This is a genomic window from Streptomyces sp. NPDC041135, from assembly GCF_055592085.1.
In genome coordinates this window covers 366,279-387,352 of record NZ_JBVIYZ010000005.1, presented here as the reverse complement: position 1 = coordinate 387,352, position 21,074 = coordinate 366,279, and the positions used below count along the sequence as shown (strand labels likewise).

Below are 21,074 nucleotides of genomic sequence, written 5' to 3'. Positions count from 1 at the left end.
ACAACGGACGCGGTTCGTCGTGTGGGTATTGCCACACCCTGGGCGGCTGGTCGTCCCGCTAGTGTCTGTCCACTGCCTACAAAAGTCCCGGAGGAGCCATGGCGTTCGGCTGGATCGACGAGCAGGCGGAGCTGCGCCGCCGGGCCGGACTCCTGCGGACGCTGCGCCCCCGCCCGGCCGTCTCGGCGCTGCTGGACCTGGCGAGCAACGACTACCTGGGCCTCGCCCACCACCCCGAGGTCACCGAGGGCGCCGCCGCGGCAGCCCGGACCTGGGGCGGCGGCTCGACCGGCTCCCGGCTGGTCACCGGCACCACCGAACTGCACACCGAACTGGAACGCGAGCTGGCCGGCTTCTGCGGCTTCGAAGCGGCCCTGGTGTTCTCCTCCGGGTACGCCGCGAACCTCGCCGCGGTCACCGCGCTGGGCCCGCACGGCTCGCTCATCGTCTCCGACGCGGGCAACCACGCCTCCCTCATCGACGGCTGCCGGCTTGCCCGGGGCACCACCCAGGTGGTCGCCCACGCGGACCCCGACGCCGTCGACAAGGCGCTGAGCACGCACGAGGGACCCGCGCTCGTCGTCTCCGACACGGTGTTCTCGGTCGACGGCGACGCGGCTCCGCTGGTCGCGCACGCCGCGGTGGGCCGGCGGCACGGCGCGGGACTCGTCGTGGACGACGCCCACGGACTCGGCGTCCTGGGCGACGGCGGCCGGGGCGCGCCGTACGCCGCCGGGCTGGCGGGCGCCGACGACGTGGTCGTCACGGTCACGCTGTCCAAGTCGCTGGGCAGCCAGGGCGGTGCGGTGCTGGGCCCGCGCCGGGTGATCGACCACCTGGTCAACGCCGCCCGGACCTTCATCTTCGACACCGGGCTCGCCCCCGCGGCGGCGGGAGCGGCCCTGGCGGCGCTGCGGCTGCTGCGCCGCGAGCCGGAACGCGCGGCGCGGGCCCGCGCGGTCGCCACCGAACTGCACGCGCGGCTGACCGCCGCGGGCCTGGAGGCGGTGGCTCCGGACGCCGCGGTGGTCTCCGTGCGCGCGCCGTCCCCGGAGGCGGCGGTGCGGTGGGCGGCCGACTGCCGTACGGCGGGCCTGGCCGTGGGCTGCTTCCGTCCTCCTTCCGTGCCCGACGGCATCTCACGGCTGCGGCTGACCGCCCGCGCGGACCTCTCCGGGGCCGAGATCGAACACGCGGTACGGGTGATCGGCGAGACACGGCCATGAGTCGGCGTGACACGGCCGTACGTCGCACGCGTGGGCGCTGATCGCAGGCGAGGGGTGTGGGCCGGGGGTGTGGGCCGGCCGGGTCAGCGGAGCGCGGCGAGGAAGCCCGTCCAGCTCTCGGGGGAGAAGAGCAGCGCGGGTCCGGCCGGGTCCTTGGAGTCGCGCACGGCGAGCAGTCCGGTCCCGCTGCCGCGGTGCGGCCGGGCCGTCTCGACGCAGTTGTTCGCCCCGGTGCTGTAGCTGCTGCGCAGCCAGCGCACCGATGGCAGATCGGTACTGGAAAGGACGTTCCGAGGCAGTGCTGTCATGGTGCCTCCTTACGCGCCGTCACCTATCGCGGCGAGGTAATCCAGTGAATCCTCGGTCGAAAGGGCTTTGCCCTGAAGGGTCGTGAAGGCCTCCGAGTAAGCCCGGAGGTCTTCTTTCCGTTCGAGGTAGAGGCTACTCGTCAACTGGTCGAGAACGACGACATCCAGATCAGAAGTGCTCGGAAATGAGAAGATAACGAAAGGCCCGGTGAGGCCGACATGGGCGCCGGCCGCGAACGGCAGGATCTGCAGCCGCACCTGGGGCAGCCGGGCCGCCTCCGTCAGCCGCTCCAGCTGGCGGGCCATCACCTCGGCGCCGCCCACCTCGCGCCGCAGCACCGCCTCGTCCAGCACCGCGCTCAGCTCCAGCGGCGGATCGGACCGCAGGACGTCCTGCCTGGCCAGCCGCACTTCCACCAGCGCGTCCAGGCGTTCCTCGTCCAGTCCCTCGACCGCGGCCCGGGTCACCGCCCGGGCGTACTCGGGCGTCTGCAGCAGGCCCGGCACCACCGTGGTCTCCAGGGTGCGCATCCGGCTGGCCTGCGACTCCAGACTGATGAAGTCCCGGTAGGTGGGCGGCAGTACCCCGCGGTAGGCGTGCCACCAGTGGTGCCGTCCCCCGCGCTCCTCCGAGCCCGCCAGCATCAGCAGCAACTCGCGCAACTGGGCGTCCCGCACTCCGTAGGCGTCCAGGAGTAACCGCACATCGGCCGGTTTCACACCACTGGCGCCCGTCTCGACGCGGCTCACCTTCGACTGGTGCCAGCCCACGAGCCGGGCCGCCTCCCCGCTCGTGAGACCCGCACCGGTGCGCAGGGCGCGCAGTTCGGCGCCCAGTTTCCGGCGGCGCACCGCGGGACCGTTCTGCATGAGCCGCTCCTCACTCGCCAATACTCCATATGCGCCGCCCGAATACGGTCTGCCGTCGCAGCGTTCACCGCTTTGAGCGACAGATATATGCATAACTTGGTGGATCGCTCCCGTGACCGGCCGGGTGATGACAGTCTGGCGACGAAGCACCAGTCCGGGACCGTACTCGAACCAACCGCTCCGTGTCGGACCGCGGTCCCGTGGGAAAGGGGCGACCTCGCCATGGCAGACCTTCTGGAAGCATCCGTCACTCTGCCGAGCGATCCCGCCTCGGTGTCCGCGGCCCGCTCGTACGCGGTGGGAACCCTGGCGGAGTGGGGACTGCCGGCGGACACGGAGGCGGCCGACACGGTGCGCCTGATCGTCTCGGAACTCGCCACCAACGCCGTGCAGCACACCTTCGGGCAGTCGCCGACCTTCACGGTCGACCTCGCCCTGGTGCGGGACGAACGGCTGTGCATCGGCGTCACGGACAGTCATCCGCGTCTTCCCAGGAGACTCCCGGCCGCCGTCCAGCAGGACAACGGACGCGGCATGGTGATCATCCGCTGGCTCACCTCGGAGCGGGGCGGGCGGCTGCGGGTCCGCCGCACCCGCGAGGGGGGCAAGACGGTCCTCATCGAGCTGCCCTGGACCGTCCCGGCCCACCCGGTGACCGCGGCGGGCGAGCAGCGGGCCCAGGGTCTGCCCGGCGGCCGGAGGGCGCCCTGAGGGCCCTTGTGGGGCGCGGGCGGAGCGGGCCCGGCCCCAGGGGGCGTGGAGCGCGCCGACGGTCCCCTCGGTGCCCGAGGGGACCGCACGAGGGGATCGCCCTCGCCGCGCTACGGGTCAGCTGACCCGGCCGTACCAGACGCTCCTGGTCCAGATCTTCTGCAGCCTCACCACGTCCCCGGTCCTGGGGGCGTGCCAGATCTTGCCCTTACCGGCGTAGATGCCGACGTGGTAGACGCTGGAGCCCGAGTGGAAGAACACCAGGTCCCCGGCCTTGCGGTGCTTGGCCGAGACGTGGTGCGTCTTGTTGTACTGCTGGGCGGCCGTTCGAGGCAGCTTCTTGCCGGCCTTCTTGAACGAGTACAGCGTCAGCCCGGAGCAGTCGAACCTGCGTGGTCCGGTGGCCCCGTACCGGTAGGGGGAACCCTTCTTGGAGGCCGCGATCTGAAGTGCCTTCGTCGCGGTGGTCGCGGCCGAGGCATCGGTGGAGAGGCCGGGAACCACGATGGAGCCGCCGACGGCGGCGATGGTGAGGGCCGAGGCGGTGCCGGCCCGGACCATCAGCGACGGGACACGATTGAGCGCAGTCATGCGCAACCCTTCGTCAGCCGCCTGTGAAGGATGACCTGTCGGATTCGGGCTGGCGAAGTTGCCCGGCCGCGTTGCCGCGGCTTCACCCCAAGGGCTGCTCGAACCGGGCGTCGAAAGATTCGAACGTCCGTTCCGGCGACCCGTCTTGCCTGGGTCCTCCACTCCTGCCGATCCACTTCTGTCGACCGGGCACCCGGGCGGCGGCAGGACTCGGCGTCCGCCCGGATCGCCCCGCCGTTGTGGCGGGGTCTTGTCGTCAGTCAGGGATCTTCACTCACTCCAGTCAGAAAATCCCAACGGAATCGGGGATTTGTGGTGTTACTCACCACTCACCCGTTCGGGTGAACGTTAGTACGTCCGAGTGACCGTCAACTGCCGCTCATAGCCCCGGACCTGGGAGAACGCACCTCCCGTCCCAGGTCGGTGACCACCCCCGCACGGTCGTCGGAGGCTGGAAGAACGTTCTGCCGCTACTCCGTACGGGGGTACGTCGTTTGGGGCGTTTCGGCCGCGCCCGGAGTGTCGGGTCGACAGCCGCGCCGCTGCCGGACCGTCAGCCGCGCGGATCGGCCGGTGCCGTCGGAGGGGGTGTCCCGGAGCCGGGCGCTGCCCCTGGGGGCGGTGTCCCTGGGGGCGGTGCCCGGCGGTCCGGGTCGGTATGGGTGGGGCCATGTCGTGGTCATGAAGGGATCAAGGGCTGGTTAACGTCGGCGAAACTCCGACGAACTAGCGTGCCGATCCACGCCACCAGGGGTTTTTCTCTTACGGATGGAGCGGGATCGCCCAATCTGTCTGTGTGTTACATCTATCCCGTCGTGGTGGCTGCGGCAGCCGGACCCCGCACGGTCCGGAGCAAGGACTGTGAGGTGGGACGTGCAACTGACCCCGCACGAGCAAGAGAGGCTGCTGATCCATGTGGCGGCCGACGTGGCCGAGAAGCGCCGGGCCCGCGGGCTCAGGCTCAACCACCCGGAAGCGGTCGCCCTCATCACGGCGCACATCCTCGAGGGCGCCCGCGACGGCCGCGGCGTCGCCGAGCTGATGTCCTCGGGCCGCAAGCTCCTCACCCGGGACGACGTCATGCAGGGCGTGCCGGAGATGATCCACGACGTGCAGGTGGAGGCCACCTTCCCGGACGGCACCAAGCTCGTCACCGTCCACGACCCGATCGTCTGAGGGGGCGCGCCGTGATCCCCGGAGAGATCCTCTTCGCCGACGGCCCGGTCGTGTACAACGAGGGCCGCGCGACCACCCGGCTGACCGTGCTGAACGCCGCCGACCGCCCCGTCCAGGTCGGCTCCCACTACCACTTCGCCGAGGCCAACCCCGGCCTGGAGTTCGACCGCTCCGCCGCGCGCGGCAAGCGGCTGAACGTCCCCGCCGGCACCGCCGTGCGCTTCGAGCCGGGCATCCCCGTCGACGTCGAACTCGTCCCGCTCACCGGCGCCCGCGTCGTGCCCGGGCTGCGCGGCGAGACCGGAGGTGCCCTCGATGCCTGAGATCTCCCGCGCCGCCTACGCCGACCTGTTCGGCCCCACCACCGGCGACCGCATCCGGCTCGCCGACACCGACCTGCTGATCGAGGTCGAGGAGGACCGCTGCGGCGGGCCCGGACGCGCCGGGGAGGAGGCGGTCTTCGGCGGCGGCAAGGTCATCCGGGAGTCGATGGGCCAGTCGCGTGCCACGCGCGCGGAGGGCACCCCCGACACGGTGATCACCGGGGCCGTCGTCGTCGACCACTGGGGCGTCGTCAAGGCCGACGTCGGCATCCGCGACGGCCGCATCACCGGGATCGGCAAGGCCGGCAACCCCGACACCATGGACGGCGTCCACCCCGACCTGGTCCTCGGCCCGGAGACCGAGGTCATCGCGGGCAACGGGCGCATCCTCACGGCCGGCGCGATCGACGCGCACGTCCACTTCATCTGCCCGCAGATCGCCGACGAGGCCCTGGCCTCCGGCATCACCACCCTGGTCGGTGGCGGCACCGGCCCGGCCGAGGGCTCCAAGGCGACCACGGTCACCCCGGGCCCCTGGCACCTGGCCCGGATGCTGGAGGCGATGGAGGCCTACCCGCTGAACATCGGCTTCCTCGGCAAGGGCAACACCGTCTCGCACGAAGCCATGCTCTCCCAGATCCGCGGCGGCGCGCTGGGCCTGAAGCTGCACGAGGACTGGGGCTCCACCCCGGCCGTCATCGACGCCGCGCTGACGGTCGCCGACCGCACCGGCATCCAGGTCGCCATCCACACCGACACCCTCAACGAGGCCGGGTTCGTGGACGACACGCTCGCCGCGATCGGCGGCCGCGGCATCCACGCCTACCACACGGAGGGCGCCGGCGGCGGCCACGCCCCGGACATCATGACCGTCGTCTCCGAGCCGCACGTGCTGCCCAGCTCGACGAACCCGACCCGGCCGTTCACCGTCAACACCGCCGAGGAACACCTCGACATGCTGATGGTGTGCCACCACCTCAACGCGGCCGTACCGGAGGACCTGGCGTTCGCCGAGTCCCGGATCAGGCCGTCCACGATCGGCGCGGAGGACGTCCTGCACGACCTGGGCGCCATCTCCATCATCTCCTCCGACTCCCAGGCCATGGGCCGGGTCGGCGAGGTCATCATGCGGACCTGGCAGACCGCCCACGTGATGAAGGGGCGGCGCGGGCCGCTCCCGGGCGACGGGCGCGCGGACAACCTGCGGGTACGGCGCTACGTCGCCAAGTACACGATCAACCCGGCCCTCGCCCAGGGCCTGCACCGGGAGATCGGCTCCGTCGAGACCGGCAAGCTCGCCGACCTGGTGCTGTGGGAGCCCGCGTTCTTCGGGGTCAAGCCGCACCTCGTGCTCAAGGGCGGCCAGATCGCGTACGCGCAGATGGGCGACGCCAACGCCTCGATCCCGACACCCCAGCCGGTGCTGCCCCGGCCGATGTACGGGGCGATCGGGCGGGCCCCCGCCGCGAACTCCGTCAACTTCGTGGCGCCCCTCGCCGTCGAGGACGGACTGCCCGAGCGGCTCGGGCTCGGCAAGCGGTTCGTGGCGATCGAGTCGACGCGCGGGGTCACCAAGGCGGACATGCGGGAGAACGACGCCCGGCCGCACGTCCGGATCGACCCCGACAGCTTCGCCGTGCACATCGACGGCGAACTGGTCGAGGCCGTCCCGGCCGCGGAACTGCCCATGGCCCAGCGCTACTTCCTCTTCTGAGGTGGCGGCGATGACACGCGCGGCGCTGCTCGTCCTGGCCGACGGCCGCTTCCCCGCCGGAGGGCACGCGCACTCCGGCGGGGCCGAGGCCGCGGTCAGGGCGGGACGGATCACCGGGGCCGCGAGCCTGGAGGAGTTCTGCCGGGGACGGCTGCACACGGCCGGTCTGGTCGCCGCGGCGCTGGCCGCGGCCGCCGCACTCGGCGCCTCCCCGGCGGAGCTGGACGCGGCGGCGGACGCGCGGACCCCGTCACCCGCCCTGCGGGCCGCCGCGCGCCGGCTCGGACGGCAGCTGCTGCGGGCCGCCCGCACCGCGTGGCCGTCGGCCGAACTCGAGGCGCTGGGTCGGGCGTTCCCCAAGGGCGCGCATCAGCCGGTGGTGCTCGGGCTCGCCGCCCGGGCGGCCGGACTCGGGCCGCAGGATGCCGCCCACTGCGCCGTGTACGAGAGCGTGAGCGGCCCGGCGACGGCCACCGTGCGGCTGCTGAGCCTCGATCCGTTCGACGCCACCGCCGTGCTGGCCCGGCTGGCCCCGGAGCTGGACCTGGTGGCGGACCGGGCGGTGGAGGCGGCGCGGGAGGCGGCCGACGGCGACCTCGACGCACTGCCGGCCGCCTCGGCGCCCCTGCTGGAGATCGGCGCGCAGTGGCACGCCGACTGGCCCGTACGGCTGTTCGCCTCGTAAGGGGGCGCCGCCTCCCGGTGCCCACCCACCCCGCCCTCCACCAGGGTCCGCCATCTCTCACCCCCTCACCTTCGCGTCCCCGTGACTCCCCCCGCCGTCAGGAGCCGTACATGCACCTCGACCACAGCCACACCACCGCCCACCCCCACGGCCCCGCCGCCGTCGGCGCGGACGCGCGCCGTCCCGACGGTTCCCGCCGCGCCCTCCGTATCGGGCTCGGCGGCCCCGTGGGTTCCGGGAAGACCGCGACCGTCGCCGCCCTCTGCCGCGCCCTGCGCGAGGAGCTGTCCCTCGCGGTCGTCACGAACGACATCTACACCCGGGAGGACGCCGAGTTCCTGCTGCGGGAGGCCGTCCTGCCCCCGGAGCGGATCACGGCCGTGGAGACGGGAGCCTGCCCGCACACCGCGATCCGGGACGACATCTCCGCCAACCTCGAAGCGGTGGAGGACCTCGAGGACGCCGTCGGACCGCTGGACCTCATCCTCGTCGAGTCCGGCGGGGACAACCTCACCGCGACCTTCTCCAAGGGCCTGGTGGACGCGCAGATCTTCGTCATCGACGTGGCCGGCGGCGACGACATCCCGCGCAAGGGCGGCCCCGGCGTGACCACCGCCGACCTGCTCGTCGTCAACAAGACCGACCTCGCGCCGTACGTCGGCTCCGACCTCGCCCGGATGGCCGCCGACGCCAAGGCGCAGCGCGCCGAACTGCCCGTCGTCCTCCAGTCGCTGCGCGGCGGGGGCACCGTCGCCGACGTGGCCGCCTGGGTGCGGGAGCGGCTCGCCGCGTGGACGGCATGACGGCCACCGGGGTACGGGCGAGTGCCCGGATCGTCGCCCGGGCCGACGGACGCGGCGGTACGGCGCTGCCCGTGCTGGACGGCGCCGGCCCGCTGGCGCCGCGCCGCACCCGGGCCACCGGTGGCGAGGCACGGGTCATGGTCGTCGGGGCGATGAGCGGCCCGCTCGGCGGCGACCGCTTCACCCTGGAGGCCGAGGCCGGACCGGGCGCCCGGCTGCACGTCGGGTCGGCGGCCGCCACCATCGCGCTGCCGGGCCAGGCCAAGGGCGGCGCCCGCTACGACGTACGGCTCACCGTGGCGGACGGCGGCGAACTGCACTGGCTGCCTGAGCAGTTGATCTGCGCGGCCGGGAGCGACCTGAAGGTCGTCACCCGCGTCGAGGCCGGCCCGGCGGCGCGGCTGGTGCTGCGCGAGGAACAGGTGCTGGGCCGGGCCGGGGAGCAGCCCGGGCGGCTCGCCGGCAGGCTCACCGTGCGGGTCGGCGGACGGACCGTGCTGGACCAGGAGCTGGCCTGCGGGCCCGGCGCGCCGGGCGGCTGGGACGGTCCCGCCGTGCTCGCGGGACACCGGGCCGTCGGGCAACTGCTCGTCCTGCGGCCCGAGTTCTCAGGTGAGCCGGTGGCGGCGCGGATGCTGGGGGAGTCCGTCTCGGTCATGCCGCTCGCGGGGCCCGCCGTGCTGGTGAGCGGCGTGGCACCCGACGCCCTGCGGCTGCGCCGCGCCCTGGACGAGGCACTGGCACAGTTGGGCGGGTGATCCGGGCCGGTGATCCGAGGCGCTCCGCGGCACTCCGCGGCACTCCGCTCAGCGGTACCCGACCGTCCGCTTATCGGATTGGCAAAGAAGGGCCACGACCCCTGTTCTCAGGCGGCTCACAGCCGCGAGGATGCCCCCTGGCCATTCGCAACGACGTACGGGGAGAGCCCACTTGAGGGACAACAGACCGAAAAGCCGCCTGCTGGCGCTCGGTTCGGCGGGAGCGCTGGTCACGGCCACGCTGATAGCCGGCGCGGTGACGGCGCCCGCGGCCAGCGCGGACAGCCGGCACGGCCGGGACCGCGAAGCCCGGGGCGCCGAGGTCGCCGCCGCCCGGGCCGCCCGGGCCGGGATCGACTGGCAGGACTGCCCGGCCGACTGGGGACTGGAGAAGCCCATCCAGTGCGGCTGGGTCTCGGTACCCCTGGACTACGCCCACCCGAACGGCAAGCAGATCAAGCTCGCCGTGGACCGCGTCGGCAGCACCGGGACCGCGGGCGAGCGCCAGGGCGCCCTGGTCTACAACCCCGGCGGTCCGGGCGCCTCCGGCATGCGCTTCCCGCGCCGGGTCACCACCAAGAACGCCCTGTGGGCGAACGCGGCCAAGGCCTACGACTTCGTGGGCTTCGACCCGCGCGGCGTCGGCCACTCCGCCCCCATCTCCTGCGTCGACCCGCAGGAGTTCGTCAAGGCGCCCAAGGCCGACCCGGTCCCCGACACCGAGGCCGACAAGCGCGCGCAGCGCAAGCTCGCCCGCGAGTACGCCGACGGCTGCCACGAGCGCAGCGGCGCGATGCTGGCGCAGATGACCACGCCCAACAGCGCCCGTGACCTGGACGTCATCCGGGCGGCGCTGGGCGAGAAGAAGCTCAACTACCTCGGCGTCTCCTACGGCACCTACCTGGGCGCCGTCTACGGCACCCTGTTCCCGGGTCACGTCCGCCGCATGATCGTCGACAGCGTCGTCGACCCCTCGCGCGAGAAGATCTGGTACGAGGCCAACCTGGACCAGGACGTCGCCTTCGAGGGCCGCTGGAAGGACTGGGAGGACTGGGTCGCGAAGAACGACGCCGCCTTCCACCTCGGCACCACCCGCGCCGCCGTCCAGGCCCAGTGGCTGCGGCTGCGCGCCACCGCGAAGCAGAGCCCGATCGGCGGGGTCGTCGGCCCGGCCGAGCTGATCTCCTTCTTCCAGAGCGCCCCGTACTACGACTCCTCGTGGGTGCCGGTCGCCACCGTGTTCGCCAAGTACGTCGCCGGCGACACCCAGGCCCTGGTCGACGCCGCCGCTCCCGACCTGTCGGACACGGCGGGCAACATCTCCGCGGAGAACGGCAACGCCGTCTACACCGCCGTCGAGTGCACCGACGCCAAGTGGCCCACCGACTGGCGCACCTGGGACCGCGACAACACCCGGCTCAACCGGGACTACCCGTTCATGACCTGGGCCAACGCCTGGCTGAACCTGCCCTGCGCCACCTGGCCGGTCAGGCAGCAGTCGCCCGTGGAGGTCGGGACGCACCGGGGCCTGCCGCCGGTGCTGATCGTGCAGTCCACCCGGGACGCCGCCACGCCGTACCCGGGCGCCGTCGACCTGCACCGCCGTTTCAAGGGCTCCCGCCTGATCACCGAGCAGGGCGCGGGTTCGCACGGCGTCACCGGTCTGGTGAACCCGTGCATCAACGAGCGGGTGGACACCTACCTGCTCACCGGCAAGCTGGACACCGCCGACGTGACCTGCGCGCCGCACGCGACGCCCCAGCCGTAACCGGCCGGTCCGCAAGCGGTGAGGAAGGGGCGGCCGTGCTCCACGGCCGCCCCTTCCTCATGCCCCCGGCCAGGCGTCCTCGGCCGCGTAGTCGACGAGGGCGGGACAGGCGCGCGCCGGCACCGGGAAGCGGGAGCGCCGGTCCCGGGCGGTGAGTTCACCGCGCGGCCAGTCCACGGTCTGCGGCAGGCCGCGGGCGTACGACACGACCCCACGCCGCGTCCCGGCCCCCGCTCCGCGACGCCGCCGTCACCTCCCGGCCGTCCCGCACCAGCGCGTCCACCACCGGCCGCCCCACCTGTCCGGTCGCCCCGATCACCACAGCGCGCCTCATGCGCCGACCGTACGGTGACCGCCTCCCGGGGGCCGGGGCTGTTCTGCCGACGGCCGGGGCCGCACGGGCCCCGGGTCAGCCGAGGGGGGTCCGGGGGAACCGGCGTTCCCGCGCGCCCTTGGCCGCCGCCTGCTCCGCCTTGACGTCGGCCGCGTACCGGTCCACGTACTCCTGCCCGGACAGCGCCAGGACGGCGTACATGATCTCGTCGGTGACGGCACGCAGGACGGTCTTCTCGCCTTCCATGCCGGCATAGCGGGAGAAGTCGAGGGGCTCGCCGAAGCGGATGCCGACGCGGCGGATGTGCGGGACGACCTTGCCGGGCGGCTGCGCCTCGAACGTGCCGATCATCGCGCAGGGCACGACCGGGACGCCGGCCTTCAGGGCCATCACGGCGACGCCGACCTTGCCCTTGTACAGCCGGCCGTCGTGGGAGCGGGTGCCCTCGGGATAGATGCCGAGCAGCTCGCCCTTGTCCAGCACGCACAGGCCCTCGCGGATCGCCGCCCGGCCCGCGTCCTTGCCCGACCGGTCCACCGGGATCTGCCCGGCCCCCCGGAAGAAGAACGCGGTCAGCCGGCCCTTGATCCCCGGGCCGGTGAAGTACTCGGCCTTGGCGAGGAAGGTGATCCGGCGCCTCAGGATCGCCGGCATCAGGAAGTGGTCGGAGAACGACAGGTGGTTGCCCGCGACGATGGCGGGGCCCGTCGCGGGGACGTGCTCCAGCCCTTCGATCCGGGGGCGGAACAGCAGCCTCAGCAGGGGCCCCAGGAGGACGTACTTGAGCAGGTAGTAGAACACGGCTCTCTCCTCACTCGACCGGCTCCGTAGGAGACCGGCGTTTCCCCAGGCCGACACGGGGATCACGGGCGTGGACCGATGTGCGCCTGCCGTCATCTGTAACCGTGTTCGGGCGGTCCTATGCTGCCCCGGCGCCGAGTCGGCTGAGGGCACGTCAGAGATCCGGCCCCGTCCGGCGTCGCCGGACGGGGCCGGATCTCTGACCGCCACCGGTGCCCGGACGGGCTGCGGAGGTCGGGACGGCCGGGGTGTCAGCCTGTGTAGGAGGCGAAGACCCGCGTGTAGTCCCAGTTGGACTGGGAGACGCCGGAGCAGCTGTCGGCCGGGCCGCCGGTGCACGGGCGGTCGCGGTTGGCGGACCAGAAGGTCAGCCGGGCCAGGTGGTGCTGCTGGGCGTAGGCGAGGATGGTGCGGAAGTCGTTCACCGTGACGGTCTCGTTGTTGTCGGTGATTCCGTTCATGGACGAGATGCCCATGTCGCGGTAGGCCTGGTCGTCGCTGTAGTGGTAGGCGTTCTTGAGCGCGTTCTTCAGGCCCTCGGCGGCCTGCGTGGTGAGGTTGCCCATGTTCTGTCCGGCGCCGCCGAAGTCGAACGGCATGATGGCCCAGGCGTCGACGCTCAGCCCGGACGCGGCGGCCCGGTTGATGAGGCCGGTGTCCGGGCCGGACTGCCCGGTGCCGATGGTGATGTACACCTTCAGGCCGGGGTTGTTGGCCTTCACCGTCTTCAGCGCGTCCACGGTGCGCTGCTGCACGGTGGCGTTGCCGTAGGCGTCGGCCTCGAGGTCGATGTCGATCGCCTTCAGACCGTAGGCGTTGACGACCTTCTGGTAGGCGCCGGCGAGTTCGCCCGCGCTGGAGCAGGAGCTCTCCAGCTTGTTGCCGCTGTAGCCGCCGAAGGACGGGATCACGTCACCGCCGTTGGCCCGCACGGTGGCGACCGTCTGCTGGTCGACCCCGCCGGTCAGCGGGCGGCTGCCGTCCCACTGCGGGTTGCAGTAACCGTTGCTGAGCACGAAGGCGAGGGTGAACCACTTCACGCCGGTGGCGTTGGTGATCGTGGTCGGGCTGGGCGGGCTGCCCCAGCCGTTGTAGAGGTACGGTGCCACGGCCATCGGCGCGGCGGGCGCCGGGGTGGTGTCCGAGGCGGGGGCGTTCCACTTCTGGTTGGCGCCGCCGCCGCAGGTCCAGATCTGTACGCGGCTGCCGTTGGCGGAGTTGTTGTCGGTGACGTCCAGGCACTTGTCGGCCTGCGGGTTGACGATGTCGTGGGCGGCGCTGACGGTCCACTTCTGGTTGGGGCCGCCGGTACAGGTCCACAGCTGCGCCTTGGCACCGTCGGCGGTCGCGTTGCCGGTGACGTCGAGGCACTTGCCGAGGGCGCGGATCGTGCCGTCGCCGCCGACCGTCCACTGCTGGGCGCCGGTGCCGTTGCAGTCGTAGAGCTGGACGGGTGTGCCGTCCGCGGAGTTGGCGCCGGCGACGTCGAGGCACTTGCCGGCGAGGCCCGTGATGGCGCCGGTGGCGGCCTGGGCGGGTGAAGCGCTGAGCAGCGCGGCGGACAGGGTGAGCGCGGAGACCGACAGGGCGGCGCATGCGGGGAAGTACCTGGCTCTGGCCATGGCGGGGCGGCCTTCCGTGGGGGGTGGGGTGCTCGGGCCGCGTTCGCCTCGCGAACGGCCGAGCGCATGGGGGGAGTGGGGTCGCCCGGAGAAACTAAAGGTACGGACCAGTTCCGTCAAGCCATGAAGTAAGACGTGCAGGAAGTAAGTCCGTCCGCCCGCCGAGTTGTTGACGCCTGGTAGAGGTCGGAGTACAAACCCTGAGAGCGCTCTCGCCCCTGCTGCTCCGCCAGCCCTCACGCCCGCCCACCCGGCATCCGGAGATCCCCCATGCAGTCTTCCTCCCCTGCGCTCAGGCGCAGACCGGCAGCCCGCCCGGCGCGCCCCCGCACGGTGGCGGTCCTGGTGATCGCCCTGATCGCGGCCTGCTTCCTCGCCGTGACGCCCTCGCCCGCACGGGCCGCCGACCAGTTGCTGTCCCAAGGGCGCCCCGCCACCGCGTCCTCCACCGAGAACGCGTCCTTCCCCGCGACCGCGGCTGTCGACGGCAACTCCGGCACCCGCTGGTCCTCGGCCTTCGCCGATCCCCAATGGCTCCAGGTGGACCTCGGCTCCGTCCAGCAGATCACTCGCGTCACGCTCACCTGGGAAGCCGCCTACGCCAAGGCCTACCAGCTGCAGACCTCCACCGACGGGGCCACCTGGACGACGGCCTATTCGACCACGAACGCCACCGGCGGCACCCAGAACCTGACCGTCACCGGCAGCGGCCGGTACGTGCGCCTCTACGGGACCGCCCGGGCCACCCCGTACGGCTACTCCCTCTGGGAGTTCCAGGTCTACGGTCCCGGCGGCGGCACCACCCCGCCGGACGACTTCTGGGGCGGCACCAGCGACATCCCGCCCGCGCAGAACGCCGTAGAGGTGAAGATCCTCAACCGCACCAACGGCAAGTACCCCGACAGCCAGGTCTACTGGAGCTTCAACGGCCAGACGCACTCCATCGCCGAACAGCCCTACCTCGACATGCCGGCGAACTCCGCGGGCCGCATGTACTTCTACCTGGGCTCGCCCAACAGTCCCTACTACGACTTCATCGAGTTCACGGTCGGCAACAACGTCTTCAACGGCAACACCACACGCGTCGACGCCTTCGGCCTGAAACTCGCCATGCGGCTGCACGCCAAGGACGGCTACGACGTCGAGGTGGGCGAGAACCGGCAGACCTTCGCCGAGGACCGCGCCACCACGTTCCAGCGCTTCACCGACGCGGTCCCGTCCCAGTTCAAGGTGCTGGCCCAGACCCAGGCCCCGTATCGCATCATCGCCCCCGGCAGCGACCCGAGCTTCCGAGCGGGCGGGGCCAACGCCGGCTACTTCACCTCCTACGCCCAGTCCGTCGGCGTGAACGCGGCCACCTCCGACATCTTCGGCTGCGCCGCCTCCCTGGCCGGCAACCCGGACATGTGCGCGGCCCTCAACCGTCACGTGGCCACGCTGCCGGCCTCCCAGCAGGCCGACCCGAGCCAGTACTACAAGGCCGCCCCGGCGAACTACTACGCCAAGTTCTGGCACGACAACGCCATCAACCACCTCGCGTACGGCTTCCCCTACGACGACGTGGCGGGTCAGTCCTCCTTCGTGTCCCACGGCAGCCCGCAGTGGCTGCTGGTCGCCGTCGGCTGGTGACGACCCCACCGGGGCCGCGAGGCTGACCGCGGGGCCGGCGCACCGGACGGTGTCGCCGGCCCCGCACGGACCGTGTCTCAGCTCCCCCCGCTCACCCCGTCCCCCTTGTCCGCCTCACCGAGCACCTTCTCCAGCGCGCCCAGCGCGGAGCGCAGCTCGTCGGCGGTGATGGTCAGCGGCGGCGCCAGCCGGATGGTGGAGCCGTGGGTGTCCTTGACCAGGACCCCCTCCTCCATGAGCCGCGCGCTGACCTCCCGGCCGGTGCCGAGGGCCGGGTCCACGTCCACGCCCGCCCACAGACCGCGCGAGCGGAAGCCGACCACGCCCCGGCCGGTCAGCGCGGTCAGCCCGTCCCGCAGGATCACGCCCAGTTCGGCCGCCCGGCGCTGGAACTCACCGGTCTCCAGCAGCTCGACCACCGCCGTGCCGACCGCCGCCGCCAGCGGGTTGCCGCCGAACGTCGACCCGTGCTCGCCCGGCCGCAGCACACCCAGCACCTCCCGCCGGGCCACCACCGCCGACACCGGCACGATCCCGCCGCCCAGCGCCTTGCCCAGCAGCAGCACGTCCGGGACGACGTCCTCGTGCTCGACGGCCAGGGTGCGGCCGGTGCGGCCCAGGCCCGACTGGATCTCGTCCGCGACGAACAGACAGCCCGCGCGGCGGGTCAGCTCCCGCACCCCGGCCAGATAGCCGTCGTCGGGGATGACGACGCCCGCCTCGCCCTGGATCGGTTCGAGCAGCACCGCCGCCGTCGTCTCGTCGACCGCCGCCTCCAGCGCGGCGAGGTCGTTGTACGGCACGATCCGGAAGCCGGGCGTGAACGGGCCGAAGCCCGCCCGGGCCGTCTCGTCGGTGGAGAAGCTGACGATCGTCGTCGTCCGGCCGTGGAAGTTGTCCGCCGCCACGACGATGGTGGCCCGGTCGGCGGGGACGCCCTTGACGTCGTACGCCCACTTCCGCGCGACCTTGATGCCGCTCTCCACCGCTTCCGCGCCGGTGTTCATCGGCAGCACCATGTCGAGGCCGGTCAGCGCGGCGAGCCGCTCGGCGAACCCGGCGAGCCGGTCGTGGTGGAACGCCCGCGAGGTGAGCGTCAGCCGGTCCAGCTGGCGGTGCGCGGCCTCGATGAGCGCCGGGTGGCGGTGGCCGAAGTTGAGGGCGGAGTAGCCGGCCAGCAGGTCGAGGTAGCGGCGGCCCTCGACGTCCTCCACCCAGGTGCCCTCGGCGCGCGCCACCACCACCGGCAGCGGGTGGTAGTTGTGCGCGAGGACCGGTTCCTCCGCGCGGATCAGGTCGGCGGAGGTGCGGGAGCGGGCGGGTGCGGTCATCAGCGGATCTCCTGGGTGCAGCACTTGATGCCGCCGCCGGCCTTGTGGAACTCGGAGAGGTCGACGGGGACGGGGACGTAGCCGTGGTCGGTGAGCCGGGCGGCGAGCGCCTCGGCCCGGGGTGCGATGAAGACATGGCGGCCGTCGGACACGGAGTTGAGGCCGAACGTCATCGCGTCCTCGCGGCCGGCGAGCACCGCGTCCGGGTACAGCCGGGCGAGCACCTCGCGGCTGCCGGGGGTGAACGCCTCCGGGTAGTAGACGATGTTGTCGTCGTCGAGGACGAACAGCGCCGTGTCCAGGTGGTAGAAGTACGGGTCCACCAGCGTCAGGCTGATCACCGGGTGGCCGAGGAACTCCTGCAGTTCCCGGTGGGCCTCCCGGGTGGTGCGGAATCCCGTGCCGGCGAGCACGTACCGCCCGGTCCACACCAGGTCGCCCTCGCCCTCGGAGACCGACGCGGGGCGGTGCACGGTGTAGCCCGCCCGGGTGAACCAGGTGTCGTAGTGGACCGACTCGGGGCGCCGCTCGGGGGCGTGGAACAGGGAGCCGAAGACGCGGCCGCCGACGACGAACGCCGAGTTCGCGGCGAAGACCATGTCCGGCAGGCCGGGCACCGGATCGAGGGTGTCGACGGTGTGCCCATGGGCGCGGTAGGCGCGGATCAGCGCCTGCCACTGCTCCCGGGCGAGGTCGACGTCGACGGGGGTGTCGGGACGCATCCAGGGATTGATCGCGTACTGCACGGCGAAGTGTCTGGGTTCGCAGACGAGGAAGCGCCGGGGGCGCGGCACACGGGTGTCGGGCACAGAGGGGTTCCTCCGCTTTCCTGCGGTGTCACTGAGGGTGCCACCACCGTAGGAAGCGGTGACGACGGCCGACAAGGACGCAGAGCTGCGCGTGTGCGCATGATCGCTGCGTTGTCCGCGGCGACGACGCAGCAGTGCTGCGCGCCGCGAGGTTTACTCCGGCGCCGGGTGCGTCGCGCCCGCCTCCGGGCTTTCCGGGAGGAGATGGGACAGCACCATCACGCTGATCGTCTTCCGGATGAACGGTTCGGCGCGGATGCGCTCCAGCACCTCCTCGAAGTGCTCCACGTCCCGCGCCCGCACGTGCAGCAGCGCGTCCGCGCCGCCCGTCACCGTCATCGCCGCCGTGATCTCCGGATGGTTGCGCACCACCTCGGCCAGGCGCCGGGGCGGGGCCGCGCCCTCGCAGTACACCTCCACGTACGCCTCCGTGCGCCAGCCCAGCGCCGACGGCCGCACCGTCGCCGTGAACCCGGTGATCACACCCGCCTCCCGCAGCCGGTCCACCCGCCGTTTCACCGCCGTGGACGACAGCCCGACGGCCGCGCCGATCTCGGCGAAACTGGTCCTGGCGTTCGCCATCAGCGCGGTGACGATCTTCCGGTCGAGGTCGTCGAAAGGGGCGGCCCTGCTGTTCATGCGGGCACTGTATCCAGCGCCGGCGCCCGCACCCGGACCGTGCCGCCGGCCGCGTGGCGCAGGGCCGGTACCCGTGCAGCGCCATGTCCCGCGCCGCCGATTGCTCCTACACTCCAGCCTCATGCTGCGCGCCCTCGCCGTCGACGACGAACGCCCCTCGCTGGAGGAACTCCTCTACCTGCTCGGCGCCGACCCACGCGTCGGCAGCGTCGAGGGCGCCGGGGACGCCACCGAGGCCCTGCGCCGCATCACCCGCGCCCTGGAGTCCGGGCCGGCCGGTCCCGAGGCCGTCGACGTCGTCTTCCTCGACGTCCAGATGCCCGGCCTCGACGGCCTGGAGCTGGCCCGGCTGCTCACCGGCTTCGCCCGGCCCCCGCTGGTCGTGTTCGTCACCGCGCACGAGGACTTCGCGGTCCGCGCCTTCGACCTGAAGGCCGTCGACTACGTCCTCAAACCGGTCCGCAAGGAGCGCCTGGCGGAGGCCGTCCGGCGGGCCGCCGAACTGCGCGGCGCCGCACCGCCGATACCCGTGCACGAACCCGACCCCGACCACCTCCCCGTCGAACTCGGCGGCGTCACCCGCTTCGTGGCCGTCGACGACATCACGCACGTCGAGGCCCGCGGCGACTACGCCCGCCTGCACACCGACCGCGGCAGCCACCTCGTGCGCATCCCGCTGTCCACCCTGGAGGACCGCTGGCGCGCCCGCGGCTTCGTCCGCATCCACCGCCGCCACCTTGTCGCCCTGCGCCACATCGGCGAACTCCGCCTGGACGCGGGCACCGTGAGCGTCCTCATCGGCGGCGAGGAACTCCAGGTCAGCCGGCGCCACACCCGCGAGCTGCGCGACCTGCTGCTGCGCCGGAGCGCCGGATGAGGGGACAGCCCGCCGGGCCCGCCGAACGCCGCGTCACCGTCACCGGACCGCCCCGCCGCACCCGGCGGACCCCGGGCCACCACCGCCCGCGCACCGAGATCGACGAGCAGACCCCCCTGGGACACACCTACGTCCGCTCCCTCATGCGCACCCAGCTGCGCGCCGCCCTCGCCGTCCTCGCGGTCCTCGTGCTGCTCGTCGGCCCGCTCCCGCTGGTCTTCGCCGCCGCCCCCGAGGCCCGCCGGCTGGAGTGGCTGGTGCTCGGCTGCTGCCTCTACGGCCCGCTGATCCTGCTCGCCCGCTGGTACGTGCGCCGCGCCGAACGCAACGAACGCGACTTCGTCCGGCTGGTCGAGGACCGGTGAACCCGAACTTCTCGGTGCCCGCCGTCGCCCTCGTCGTCGTGGCGACCGTGCTCGTCGGCGCCTTCGGCCTGCGCATCTCCCGGACCACCTCCGACTTCTACGTCGCCTCGCGCACCGTCGGCCCCCGGCTCAACGCGGCCGCCATCAGCGGCGAGTACCTGTCCGCCGCCTCCTTCCTGGGCATCGCCGGGCTGGTCCTCGTCCAGGGCCCCGACATGCTCTGGTACCCGGTCGGCTACACCGCCGGCTACCTGGTGCTGCTGCTGTTCGTCGCCGCCCCGCTGCGCCGCTCCGGCGCGTACACCCTGCCCGACTTCGCCGAGGCCCGGCTGGCCTCCCGGGCGGTGCGCCGGCTCGCGGGCGCCTTCGTCGTCGGCGTCGGCTGGCTCTACCTGCTGCCCCAGCTCCAGGGCGCCGGACTGACCCTGGCCGTCCTCACCGGCGCCCCCGGCCCGCTCGGCGGGATCGTCGTCGCCGTCGTGGTGGTGGCCACCGTCGCCGCGGGCGGCATGCGCAGCATCACCTTCGTGCAGGCCTTCCAGTACTGGCTCAAGCTCACCGCCCTGCTGGTGCCCGCGCTGTTCCTGGTCCTCGCCTGGCAGGGCGACGGCGCGCCCCGGCACGCCTTCGACGAACCGGCCGCCTTCCGCGAACGCCGTGCCGTCCGCGTCCAGGACACCGTCGACCTGCGCCTGGACCGCCCGCTGACCGTGGACGTGACCGGCACCGTCGACGGCCGCCCGCACGACGGCACCCGGCTGCGGCTGCCCGCCGGCACCCACCGCGTCGCCGCCGGCACCCGCCTGGCCTTCGCCGCGGGCGCTCCCGTCCCGGCCGCCGACCGGGGCACGGGCGGCGGCATGTCCACCTCGCTCGCCGCGGCCCGCGAGGAACGCCCGCTGTACGCCACGTACGGCCTGATCCTCGCCACCTTCCTCGGCACGATGGGCCTGCCGCACGTCGTGGTCCGCTTCTACACCAGCCCGCACGGGGTCGCCGCCCGCCGCACCACGGTCGCCGTGCTGGCCCTGATCGGCGCGTTCTACCTGCTGCCGCCCGCCTACGGCGCCCTCGCCCGCCTCTACACCCCCGACCTGGCCCTCACCGGCGACGCCGACGCGGCCGTCCTGCTGCTGCCGGACCGGCTGGTCGGCGGGCTCGGCGGCGATCTGCTCGGGGCGCTGGTGGCGGGCGGTGCCTTCGCCGCGTTCCTGTCCACCGCGTCGGGGCTGACCATGGCGGTCGCCGGCGTCCTCGCCCAGGACGTGCTGCCCGCACGCGGCGTACGGCACTTCCGGCTCGGCACGGTGCTGGCCATGGCGGTGCCGCTCGCGGCCTGCGCGGTGGTCGGCGGGATGCCGGTCGCCGACGCCGTCGGGCTCGCCTTCGCCGTCTCGGCGTCGTCCTTCTGCCCGCTGCTCGTCCTCGGCATCTGGTGGCGCGGGCTGACCCCGCCCGGCGCGGCCGCCGGCATGCTGGTGGGCGGTGGCTGCGCCTTCCTCGCGGTCGCCGCGACCATGGCGGGCCTGCCGGGTACCGGCCCGCTGCACGCCCTGCTCGCCTGGCCGGCGCTGTGGTCGGTGCCGCTCGGCTTCCTCACCATGGTCGTGGTGTCCCTGGCGACCCCCGCCCGGGTGCCGCCCGGCACGGCCGCGATCCTGGCCCGCTTCCACCTCCCGGAGGAACTGCGCGCGGAGGTACCGGCGTGACACCCCGGCGCGCACCCTCGCCCCC

At 72.9% G+C, this 21,074-nt stretch carries 22 protein-coding genes, 1 pseudogene and 1 riboswitch; of the genes and pseudogenes, 13 read left to right on the top strand and 10 right to left on the bottom strand.

Annotated features, from left to right (window positions below):
* The first annotated feature begins 98 nt into the window (after window positions 1-98).
* Window positions 99-1,226 carry an 8-amino-7-oxononanoate synthase gene (locus tag ACZ6CZ_RS15320; RefSeq protein ID WP_469020106.1) on the top strand — a complete coding sequence of 376 codons (1,128 nt, stop codon included), beginning with the start codon at window positions 99-101 and terminating at the stop codon, window positions 1,224-1,226.
* An 83-nt stretch (window positions 1,227-1,309) separates the two neighbouring features.
* Here the strand turns inward: ACZ6CZ_RS15320 and ACZ6CZ_RS15315 are convergent, their stop codons facing one another.
* Together ACZ6CZ_RS15315 and ACZ6CZ_RS15310 are read right to left on the bottom strand one after the other, a co-directional pair.
* On the bottom strand, window positions 1,310-1,534 hold the full coding sequence (locus tag ACZ6CZ_RS15315) for a DUF397 domain-containing protein (protein ID WP_469020103.1): 225 nt from the start codon (window positions 1,532-1,534) through the stop codon (window positions 1,310-1,312).
* A gap of 9 nt (window positions 1,535-1,543) precedes the next feature.
* Window positions 1,544-2,404 carry a helix-turn-helix domain-containing protein gene (locus ACZ6CZ_RS15310; RefSeq protein WP_469020099.1) on the bottom strand — a complete coding sequence of 287 codons (861 nt, stop codon included), beginning with the start codon at window positions 2,402-2,404 and terminating at the stop codon, window positions 1,544-1,546.
* A gap of 222 nt (window positions 2,405-2,626) precedes the next feature.
* Here ACZ6CZ_RS15310 and ACZ6CZ_RS15305 point away from each other — a divergent pair, with 222 nt between their 5' ends.
* Window positions 2,627-3,115, top strand: a complete 489-nt coding sequence (locus ACZ6CZ_RS15305) for an ATP-binding protein (protein WP_469020094.1) — start codon at window positions 2,627-2,629, stop codon at window positions 3,113-3,115.
* Window positions 3,116-3,232: 117 nt separating this feature from the next.
* Here ACZ6CZ_RS15305 and ACZ6CZ_RS15300 read toward each other — a convergent pair whose 3' ends face one another.
* Window positions 3,233-3,706, bottom strand: coding sequence for a C40 family peptidase (locus tag ACZ6CZ_RS15300; RefSeq protein ID WP_469020091.1), 474 nt, complete (start codon window positions 3,704-3,706; stop codon window positions 3,233-3,235).
* 3 nt (window positions 3,707-3,709) lie between these two features.
* Window positions 3,710-3,908: riboswitch (cyclic di-AMP (ydaO/yuaA leader) on the bottom strand.
* 671 nt (window positions 3,909-4,579) lie between these two features.
* On the opposite strand from ACZ6CZ_RS15300, the gene ACZ6CZ_RS15295 reads away from it, so the two are divergent.
* The 7 genes from ACZ6CZ_RS15295 to ACZ6CZ_RS15265 all read left to right on the top strand — a co-directional run bounded on the left by ACZ6CZ_RS15295 (window position 4,580) and on the right by ACZ6CZ_RS15265 (window position 10,933).
* A complete protein-coding gene (locus tag ACZ6CZ_RS15295; RefSeq protein WP_469020089.1) occupies window positions 4,580-4,882 on the top strand; it encodes an urease subunit gamma in 303 nt (100 codons plus the stop codon).
* A gap of 11 nt (window positions 4,883-4,893) precedes the next feature.
* On the top strand, window positions 4,894-5,205 hold the full coding sequence (locus ACZ6CZ_RS15290) for an urease subunit beta (protein WP_469020086.1): 312 nt from the start codon (window positions 4,894-4,896) through the stop codon (window positions 5,203-5,205).
* On the top strand, window positions 5,198-6,919 hold the full coding sequence (locus ACZ6CZ_RS15285) for an urease subunit alpha (protein ID WP_469020083.1): 1,722 nt from the start codon (window positions 5,198-5,200) through the stop codon (window positions 6,917-6,919). The genes ACZ6CZ_RS15290 and ACZ6CZ_RS15285 overlap by 8 nt, the downstream gene beginning before the upstream one ends.
* A gap of 10 nt (window positions 6,920-6,929) precedes the next feature.
* Window positions 6,930-7,604 (top strand): urease accessory protein UreF, encoded by a 675-nt coding sequence (locus ACZ6CZ_RS15280; protein WP_469020080.1) that lies wholly within the window; start codon window positions 6,930-6,932, stop codon window positions 7,602-7,604.
* 110 nt (window positions 7,605-7,714) lie between these two features.
* Complete coding sequence (ureG, locus tag ACZ6CZ_RS15275) at window positions 7,715-8,407, top strand: urease accessory protein UreG (protein ID WP_469020076.1); 693 nt, start codon at window positions 7,715-7,717, stop codon at window positions 8,405-8,407.
* A complete protein-coding gene (locus ACZ6CZ_RS15270; protein WP_469020549.1) occupies window positions 8,404-9,165 on the top strand; it encodes an urease accessory protein UreD in 762 nt (253 codons plus the stop codon). Before ureG ends, ACZ6CZ_RS15270 begins: the two co-directional genes overlap by 4 nt.
* A 172-nt stretch (window positions 9,166-9,337) precedes the next feature.
* Complete coding sequence (locus ACZ6CZ_RS15265; RefSeq protein WP_469020069.1) at window positions 9,338-10,933, top strand: alpha/beta hydrolase; 1,596 nt, start codon at window positions 9,338-9,340, stop codon at window positions 10,931-10,933.
* Between the two features lie 57 nt (window positions 10,934-10,990).
* Here the strand turns inward: ACZ6CZ_RS15265 and ACZ6CZ_RS15260 are convergent, their stop codons facing one another.
* From ACZ6CZ_RS15260 to ACZ6CZ_RS15245, 4 genes and pseudogenes are all read right to left on the bottom strand, one after another.
* A complete protein-coding gene (locus tag ACZ6CZ_RS15260; RefSeq protein WP_469020566.1) occupies window positions 10,991-11,140 on the bottom strand; it encodes a hypothetical protein in 150 nt (49 codons plus the stop codon).
* Window positions 11,130-11,267, bottom strand: a pseudogene (locus ACZ6CZ_RS15255) (NAD-dependent epimerase/dehydratase family protein); the annotation flags it as partial. The pseudogene ACZ6CZ_RS15255 and the gene ACZ6CZ_RS15260, both read right to left, overlap by 11 nt.
* Window positions 11,268-11,342: 75 nt before the next feature.
* Window positions 11,343-12,068, bottom strand: coding sequence for a lysophospholipid acyltransferase family protein (locus tag ACZ6CZ_RS15250; RefSeq protein WP_469020063.1), 726 nt, complete (start codon window positions 12,066-12,068; stop codon window positions 11,343-11,345).
* Window positions 12,069-12,319: 251 nt separating this feature from the next.
* Window positions 12,320-13,690, bottom strand: a complete 1,371-nt coding sequence (locus ACZ6CZ_RS15245; RefSeq protein WP_469020058.1) for a lectin — start codon at window positions 13,688-13,690, stop codon at window positions 12,320-12,322.
* A gap of 270 nt (window positions 13,691-13,960) precedes the next feature.
* Here ACZ6CZ_RS15245 and ACZ6CZ_RS15240 point away from each other — a divergent pair, with 270 nt between their 5' ends.
* Window positions 13,961-15,319, top strand: a complete 1,359-nt coding sequence (locus ACZ6CZ_RS15240) for a beta-1,3-glucanase family protein (protein ID WP_469020054.1) — start codon at window positions 13,961-13,963, stop codon at window positions 15,317-15,319.
* A 77-nt stretch (window positions 15,320-15,396) separates the two neighbouring features.
* On the opposite strand, the gene rocD is transcribed toward ACZ6CZ_RS15240, so the two are convergent.
* From rocD to ACZ6CZ_RS15225, 3 genes are all read right to left on the bottom strand, one after another.
* Window positions 15,397-16,650 (bottom strand): ornithine--oxo-acid transaminase, encoded by a 1,254-nt coding sequence (gene rocD, locus ACZ6CZ_RS15235; RefSeq protein WP_469020052.1) that lies wholly within the window; start codon window positions 16,648-16,650, stop codon window positions 15,397-15,399.
* Entirely contained in the window at window positions 16,650-17,459 is an 810-nt protein-coding gene (gene ddaH, locus ACZ6CZ_RS15230; RefSeq protein WP_469020049.1) for a dimethylargininase, read from the bottom strand. Before ddaH ends, rocD begins: the two co-directional genes overlap by 1 nt.
* A 153-nt stretch (window positions 17,460-17,612) precedes the next feature.
* A complete protein-coding gene (locus tag ACZ6CZ_RS15225; RefSeq protein ID WP_469020043.1) occupies window positions 17,613-18,098 on the bottom strand; it encodes an Lrp/AsnC family transcriptional regulator in 486 nt (161 codons plus the stop codon).
* Between the two features lie 121 nt (window positions 18,099-18,219).
* Here ACZ6CZ_RS15225 and ACZ6CZ_RS15220 point away from each other — a divergent pair, with 121 nt between their 5' ends.
* Genes ACZ6CZ_RS15220 through ACZ6CZ_RS15210 form a run of 3 tightly spaced genes read left to right on the top strand, consistent with a single transcriptional unit; the run spans window position 18,220 to window position 21,049 of the window.
* On the top strand, window positions 18,220-18,975 hold the full coding sequence (locus ACZ6CZ_RS15220; RefSeq protein WP_469020040.1) for a LytR/AlgR family response regulator transcription factor: 756 nt from the start codon (window positions 18,220-18,222) through the stop codon (window positions 18,973-18,975).
* Entirely contained in the window at window positions 18,972-19,340 is a 369-nt protein-coding gene (locus tag ACZ6CZ_RS15215) for a hypothetical protein (RefSeq protein WP_469020035.1), read from the top strand. Before ACZ6CZ_RS15220 ends, ACZ6CZ_RS15215 begins: the two co-directional genes overlap by 4 nt.
* Complete coding sequence (locus ACZ6CZ_RS15210; protein WP_469020031.1) at window positions 19,337-21,049, top strand: sodium/solute symporter; 1,713 nt, start codon at window positions 19,337-19,339, stop codon at window positions 21,047-21,049. Before ACZ6CZ_RS15215 ends, ACZ6CZ_RS15210 begins: the two co-directional genes overlap by 4 nt.
* Window positions 21,050-21,074: the final 25 nt, after the last annotated feature.